This window comes from Rhodoferax sp. UBA5149 (assembly GCF_002413825.1).
GTDB lineage: Bacteria > Pseudomonadota > Gammaproteobacteria > Burkholderiales > Burkholderiaceae_C > Rhodoferax.
Window position 1 is genome coordinate 5,985 of the sequence record NZ_DHXT01000174.1, and the last position, 5,919, is coordinate 11,903.

Sequence of the window (5,919 nt, forward strand, 5' to 3'; positions counted from 1 at the left end):
TCAAACGCGTACTGCCAGAGCCAGTCCACCACCTGCACGACGCCCTGGTCGTTGGCGTCGAGCTGCTTGTTGGTCTTGCCCAGCTCGACCAGCTGCTCGAAGCTGGCGCCGCCACTGCTGCCGCCCGCCTTGTTGGCGGCCTTCACCGACTTGGCGAGGGCAAAAAATTCGGCGGTATAGCGGTGAATTTCCTGCGGGCTGGCCACCACGCGGCGCACGCTGCGACGCGCCTGCCGCTCCAGCTCGGCGACCCAGTCGGTGATGAAAGGCTCGGCCGTGGCGACGACGATTTCGCTGGGCGTCACCAGCACCGGCAAAATCTTGTGGCGCTCGGCATAGGCCGCACTCATGGTGTCGGCCACCTTGCCGACATCGACCTTGAGCGGGTCAATGCGCAAATAGTCGAGCCCGGCGCGCGTCGCCAGCCACTGGGTCAGCAACTCGATGTCGAGCGGCTTGCCATCGCTGGCGCGCCGTACCGACACGCTGGCCAGCCGCACCAGGGGGTGTTGCGCGCTCTCGGCCTGGGCGCAACGCGCCGTGATGCGATGCGCTTCCTCGACGCTGATCACGCCGTCATGGTGCAGCCACTCGACCAGGCGCCGCCAATCGAGCGGCCCGCGATGGACGGTGCGGGCAGACGGCTTGGGCTTGTCCATTGGCGTGGCAGGGTTCATTTGAGCATCGGTTTGAAGACGCGCACCCATTTGGCGGCGGGCAGGCCCCATCGGGTCTGGATGATCTCGGCCCGTGCATCGAGCACCTCGCGCTTGGGCCGGGACGGTGTGCGCTGCGCCAGCACCACGGTGTTGCCTTCGCGCGTCGGTTTGAAGGCCCACACCGCATCGGCGCCAAAAGCCGCCGAGATCTTCTCGACACTGCGCGCAAAGCTCGATGCCCGGCCAAACAGATTGACGGTCATGCACCCTTCCGGCGTCAGCAGGCGTTTGCAATGGGTATAAAACGGGAAGCTGTCGAGCACCGGCGCGGCGGCCTCGTGGTCGTACAGATCAACCTGCAGCGCATCCACCGTGCCCCACCACTTGGCGTCTTGAATCTCCAGCGCGGCGTCGGCCAGCACCACCTGCATGCGGGTGTTGTCGGCCGGCAGCTTGAACCAGCCGCGACATGCGGTGAGCACCTGGGGATTGAGCTCGATGGCGACGGTTTTCATGCGCAGCTCCTTGGCGCAGAACTTGGTGAGCGAACCGGCCCCCAGTCCGAGCTGCATGGCCTGGCGCTTGGGGACGGTGTCGGGCTCGACAAACAGCAGCCAGGCCATCATGCGCTGGATGTATTCGTGGAACAGCTCGGTCGGGGCGTCCATCAGCATGGAGCCCTGGATCCATTCGGTGCCCAGGTGCAGATGGCGAAGCGGACCTTCGTCTGAGAAGTTGACTTCGGGGAGAGCGTGGGTGCGTTTTTTCAAGATGGGGGCATTATCCTCAAACGTCGATCTGGCACGCTCACAGCAACCCGGCGGCGGCCACCACCTCGCGCCAGGCCGTCAGCTTGCGCTCGAAGCTCCAGCTGGCGTTGGCCGGGCTGGTGGACGGTAGCTTGTAGACCGGCAGACCCAGCGTGGCCGTGAATTTGGCGTGGCGAAAACTCTCGCCGCCGTTGTGGGCGACGCCCCTGAGCTGCGGGCAACGGCGGATGAGGCTGGCGAAATCATTGACCTCCGCTTGGCGGATGGCCGCATCCAGACTGCCCTCGCGCTCGCAGGATGCGTAAACGTCCCACACGCCCAAGCCCCGGTCCAGCAGCCAATTGCTACGTTTTTCATAGCTATCCACGCTTATTTCTAGGGGGCTAGCAGGCCAAATCGCTTGAAGTATTTTCCAGAAATGGTTTTGCGGATGGGCGTAGTACTGCTGCCGTGCCAGTGAGGCGGCGCCCGGAAAGCTGCCCAGCACCAGCAGCCGCGTGTTGCCGGAGACGATCGGCGGCAAGCCGAGCAGGCGTTGCGCCGAGATCTCGTCGTTGGGTGGGTCGTTCAGCATCTGGATGGGGTCAAGCCCCCCGAGTATGGCCCTTGGAAAAACCAACAACGATCCGCTGGCGCCCAGGGTTCGCCACCGCACAGACAGTTTCGCCAAAAAATTCAACAATCGCTCATGAGTGGCCTAGGGGCCGGCGTCAAGCGGCTGCGGCGTCGTACCCCTATCGATTCGGTGAAAGGAGAACAGCATGAAAACGACAAATGGACAAGGCAATTTTGCGTTGCCAGAAGTCAGGCTGTCCGACGTCACGCCGGGACCGGTGTTGGCCCTGTTGGCCCTGTTCGCCATCGGTCTGGCCTTGCTGCTGGGTGGCTGTGCCAGCCAGAAACTCCTGAGTACCACGCAGCAAAACAATCCGACGACTCAGGTGCAGGCGATCAATCTGCGGTCCGAGGATTTCCAAGCGGGGGGCATTGCCTTTATCACGCCGTCCTCGGCCACCGGGCAGGAAGAAGACAAGCAAGCGCTGGCACTCTCATTCACCGAAATATTGCAAAAAATTCGCCCGGATCTGCGTATCGTGCCGCTGCCGCAAACACTGAGTGCGATCAATCGCTTGGGGCTGACGAGCCAGTACCGGCAGATGTTCGAAGATTACCGCCTGGCCGGCATATTCGACCGTGAAGCGCTGCAAAAAGTGGCGCAAGCGACCGGCACGCGCTATCTGGCACAGCTTAAATTGGGGGCCTTCCGGCAGGAGTCGAAAAGTCGATTTGGCATGCTGGGGCTGCGCGTGCTGGAAACCAAGACCAGCACCATCCGGCTGTTTCTGCAAATCTGGGACAGCCAGGACGGCTCGGTCGCCTGGGAAGGTGCCCAGGAGTCAACCCTGTCGCATGAATCGCTGGCGGAAGAATACGTTTCCATGAAAAGTATTGTTCAGGAGTCCGCGCGCGATCTGGTGGCCCATTTGCCTTCGTCTGCCTGCTGTTCGGATAAAACCGCTCGCACTGGGCCGGTCGAAGGGCTGCAAGGCGCCGACCCTTCGACGAGCTCAGGACAGGCCAAGCTCAACGGGAACGGTAAATGAACCGCATTGACCCGCGCCTGAATGGCCACGGCCAAAACGTGGGTTCCGGCTAAGGCCCCGCGGTCGTCTGGGGTTCAGCTGGCAACAAGGCGCGCAGGCGCGGCAGGGCTGCGATAGCGTTGCGCGTGGTGGCAAGGGCCAGTGCGGCGGGGGAGATGCCGCGCAAAGCAGCCAGTTCGGCGCCAATGCGCGGCAACTCGCCCGGCTCGTTACGTCCCTGCGGCTCGCCCGCCGAGCGCTGCTCAGCCGTTTTGTACAGCCAGTGCGGCGGCATGTCGGGCGCATCGGTTTCCATCACGATGGCGTCGAGCGGCAGGCTGGCCGCCAGGCGGCGCAGCTGCAAGGCTCGCTCATAGGTCAGCGCACCACCAAAGCCGAGCTTGAAGCCCAGCGCAATGAAGGCCTCAGCTTGCTGCTGGCTGCCGTTGAAGGCGTGGGCGATGCCGTGCCAGCGGGAGGCAGTGCCAGCACCCTCTTTGCCGCCGATGTCACGCAAGCCCTTGAGCAGCCGGTCGGCCGAGCGGCGCACATGAAGAATCACCGGCAAACCATGCTTTCGCGCCAGTTTGAGTTGCGCCAGATAGAAATATTCCTGACGTTCGCGCAGCGGGCTGAGGCACAGCGCCGGCACAAAAAAATCCAGTCCGATTTCGCCCACCGCCACCAGCTGCGGGTCATCCCGGTAACGCAGCAAGCAGGCGTCCAGCGTCGCCAGATCCGCGTCCCGCGCCTGCGCCACGCACAGCGGGTGAATGCCCAGCGCATAGCTGTCAGCCTGCGCGTGAGCGAGCTGGCGCACGGCGTCGAAGTTGCCGACCGCTACCGCCGCCAGAACACAATGCGCTACATTTTTTATAGCGGCTCGCGCCCTGACGGCGGGGGTATCCGGCTCAAACTCTGCTGCATCCAGGTGGCAATGGGTGTCGATCCAGTAGGTCATACAGGGAAAATACCATATCGCCGCCATAACGCCAACTGGACGAAGAAACGCTCAAGGCCATCGCCAACAAAACCCAGGCCGACTACTTTTATGACGGCACCGCCGCCGATCTGAAGAATGTCTACGAAACCCTGAGCTCGCGCCTGATGGTGGAGAAGAAGGAAACCGAAATTTCGGGCTTGCTGGCGCTGGCGGCGGCCGTGCTGGCCATTGCGTCGGGCGCGCTGTCGCTGCTGTGGTTCAATCGGATTTTGTAGCGGCCAGGCTCAGCTTTTAGGCCGCTGCCAGCGCTTGCTCGAAATCGCCAAGTAAATCCGTACAGTCTTCCAGACCCACCGAGAGGCGAATCAAGCCGTCCGCAATGCCCATGGCGGCGCGGGCCTGTGCGCCGGCTTCCCAGAAAATCGTGTGGGCGACAGGAATGATCAGACTGCGCGTATCGCCCAAGCCGGTGGCCTTGACCGGCAGTTGCAGCCGATTGATGAATGCAAGGCAATCCTTTGCATCGCGCAACTCGAACGACAGCAGCCAGGAACCCGCGTTGAAATGCTGCCGTGCAACCGCGTACTGGGGGTGCGATTCAAGCATGGGGTAATAGACCCGATTGATCGCCGGGTGCGCTTCCAGAAACTGCGCCAGTTGCAGCGCCGTGGCGCTGCTCTGCGCGACGCGCAAGGCCAGCGTCTCCGCACCCACGCTGATCTGGTGCGCGTGCTCGCTGGAGAGCGTGCCGCCCATGTCGCGCAGGCCTTTCTTGCGGATTTGCTGCAGGCCCCATTGGCGTGGGTCGCCCTTGCGGTAATTGGCAAAGATATTGGGATAGGCCTGCCAGTCAAAAAGGCCGGTGTCGGTCACCGCGCCGCCCAGCGCGCTGCCATGCCCGGCAATGGTCTTGGTCAGTGAATTGATGACCAGGCCGGCGCCCACGCTGCCGGGGCGAAATAGCAAAGGCGAAGTGATGGTGTTGTCCACCACATAGAGCAGGCCTTGGTCCGCGCACAGTGTGCCGAGGGTGGAGAGATCGGGAATCTGCGTGCCGGGGTTGGCAATGGTTTCGACAAACACCATGCGGGTGTTGGGCCGGATCGCCGCCGCCACGTTGTCGGCCTGGGTCACGTCCACCGTGGTGACTTCGATGCCCAGGTCTCTCAGAGTGCCGAGCAGGCTGTTGGTGTTGCCAAATACAAACTGGCTTGAAATCAAATGGTCACCGGCCTTGAGCAGCGTCAGAAAAGTCGCCGTGATGGCCGCCATGCCGGTGGCAAAGCTCACGCTGCCCAGGCCTTGCTCCATCAGCGTGATCTTGGACTCCAGCGCCGCCGTGGTCGGGGTGCCCTGACGCGCGTAGTTGTAGCCGCCCTTGACCGTGCCCTGGAACACGCCAATCAGGTCTTCCACCCGCTCGAAGCCGTACTGCACGGAGGTGTGAATGGGTTTGTGCATGCCACCATGCTCGACACCAAAGTGCTGGTCTGCGTGAACTGTGGTCGTGGTGAATCCGAGCTTGCTCATAAAGTCGTCAGGTCAAGTCGTTAAACAAATGAAGGTAAAAAATTCAGCTAGGCAGCTGCCGCTTCGGTCAGAGTCCCCTGCACCAGCTGCAACTGGCGCCCGCAACGGGCCGCCAGCGCTTCATCATGGGTGACAACGATAAAGGCGGTGCCGTGGGTGCGCGCCAAGTCCAGCATCAGCTCGAACACGCCATCGGCAGTGCCGCGGTCCAGATTGCCGGTGGGCTCATCGGCCAGCACGCAAGCCGGTCGCGTGACCAGGGCGCGGGCAATGGCGACACGTTGGCGCTCGCCGCCTGAGAGCTCGGACGGGCGATGGTGCAGGCGGTCCAGCAAGCCTACATTTGCTAGCATTTTGGTAGCTTCCTGCGCACATTCCTCGGGGGCCAGGCGCCGAATCCATAATGGCATGGCGACGTTGTCGAGGGCGCTGAA

At 62.7% G+C, this 5,919-nt stretch carries 6 protein-coding genes and 2 pseudogenes; 2 read left to right on the forward strand and 6 right to left on the reverse strand.

Going from position 1 to position 5,919, the window contains the following annotated elements:
- From B3V69_RS15700 to B3V69_RS15710, 3 genes and pseudogenes are all read right to left on the reverse strand, one after another.
- Nucleotides 1-677: pseudogene (locus B3V69_RS15700) on the reverse strand (type II/IV secretion system protein); the annotation flags it as partial.
- A complete protein-coding gene (locus B3V69_RS15705) occupies nt 674-1,429 on the reverse strand; it encodes a spermidine synthase (protein ID WP_414707548.1) in 756 nt (251 codons plus the stop codon). The gene B3V69_RS15705 and the pseudogene B3V69_RS15700, both read right to left, overlap by 4 nt.
- 37 nt (nt 1,430-1,466) lie before the next feature.
- Complete coding sequence (locus B3V69_RS15710) at nt 1,467-2,003, reverse strand: DNA-deoxyinosine glycosylase (protein WP_296447951.1); 537 nt, start codon at nt 2,001-2,003, stop codon at nt 1,467-1,469.
- A gap of 187 nt (nt 2,004-2,190) precedes the next feature.
- Between B3V69_RS15710 and B3V69_RS15715 the strand changes: the two genes are divergently transcribed.
- Nucleotides 2,191-3,033, forward strand: coding sequence for a hypothetical protein (locus tag B3V69_RS15715; RefSeq protein ID WP_296447952.1), 843 nt, complete (start codon nt 2,191-2,193; stop codon nt 3,031-3,033).
- A gap of 49 nt (nt 3,034-3,082) precedes the next feature.
- On the opposite strand, the gene B3V69_RS15720 is transcribed toward B3V69_RS15715, so the two are convergent.
- Nucleotides 3,083-3,973: a TatD family hydrolase gene (locus tag B3V69_RS15720; RefSeq protein WP_296447953.1), complete on the reverse strand. Its 891-nt coding sequence runs from the start codon at nt 3,971-3,973 to the stop codon at nt 3,083-3,085.
- A 32-nt stretch (nt 3,974-4,005) separates the two neighbouring features.
- Between B3V69_RS15720 and B3V69_RS15725 the strand changes: the two are divergent.
- Nucleotides 4,006-4,230 (forward strand): annotated as a pseudogene (locus tag B3V69_RS15725) (ABC transporter ATP-binding protein); the annotation flags it as partial.
- 16 nt (nt 4,231-4,246) lie between these two features.
- Here B3V69_RS15725 and B3V69_RS15730 read toward each other — a convergent pair.
- Together B3V69_RS15730 and B3V69_RS15735 are read right to left on the reverse strand one after the other, a co-directional pair.
- Entirely contained in the window at nt 4,247-5,485 is a 1,239-nt protein-coding gene (locus tag B3V69_RS15730; protein WP_296447954.1) for a cystathionine gamma-synthase family protein, read from the reverse strand.
- 47 nt (nt 5,486-5,532) lie between these two features.
- A partial coding sequence (locus tag B3V69_RS15735) for an ABC transporter ATP-binding protein (RefSeq protein ID WP_296447955.1) occupies nt 5,533-5,919 on the reverse strand: 387 nt, incomplete at its 5' end.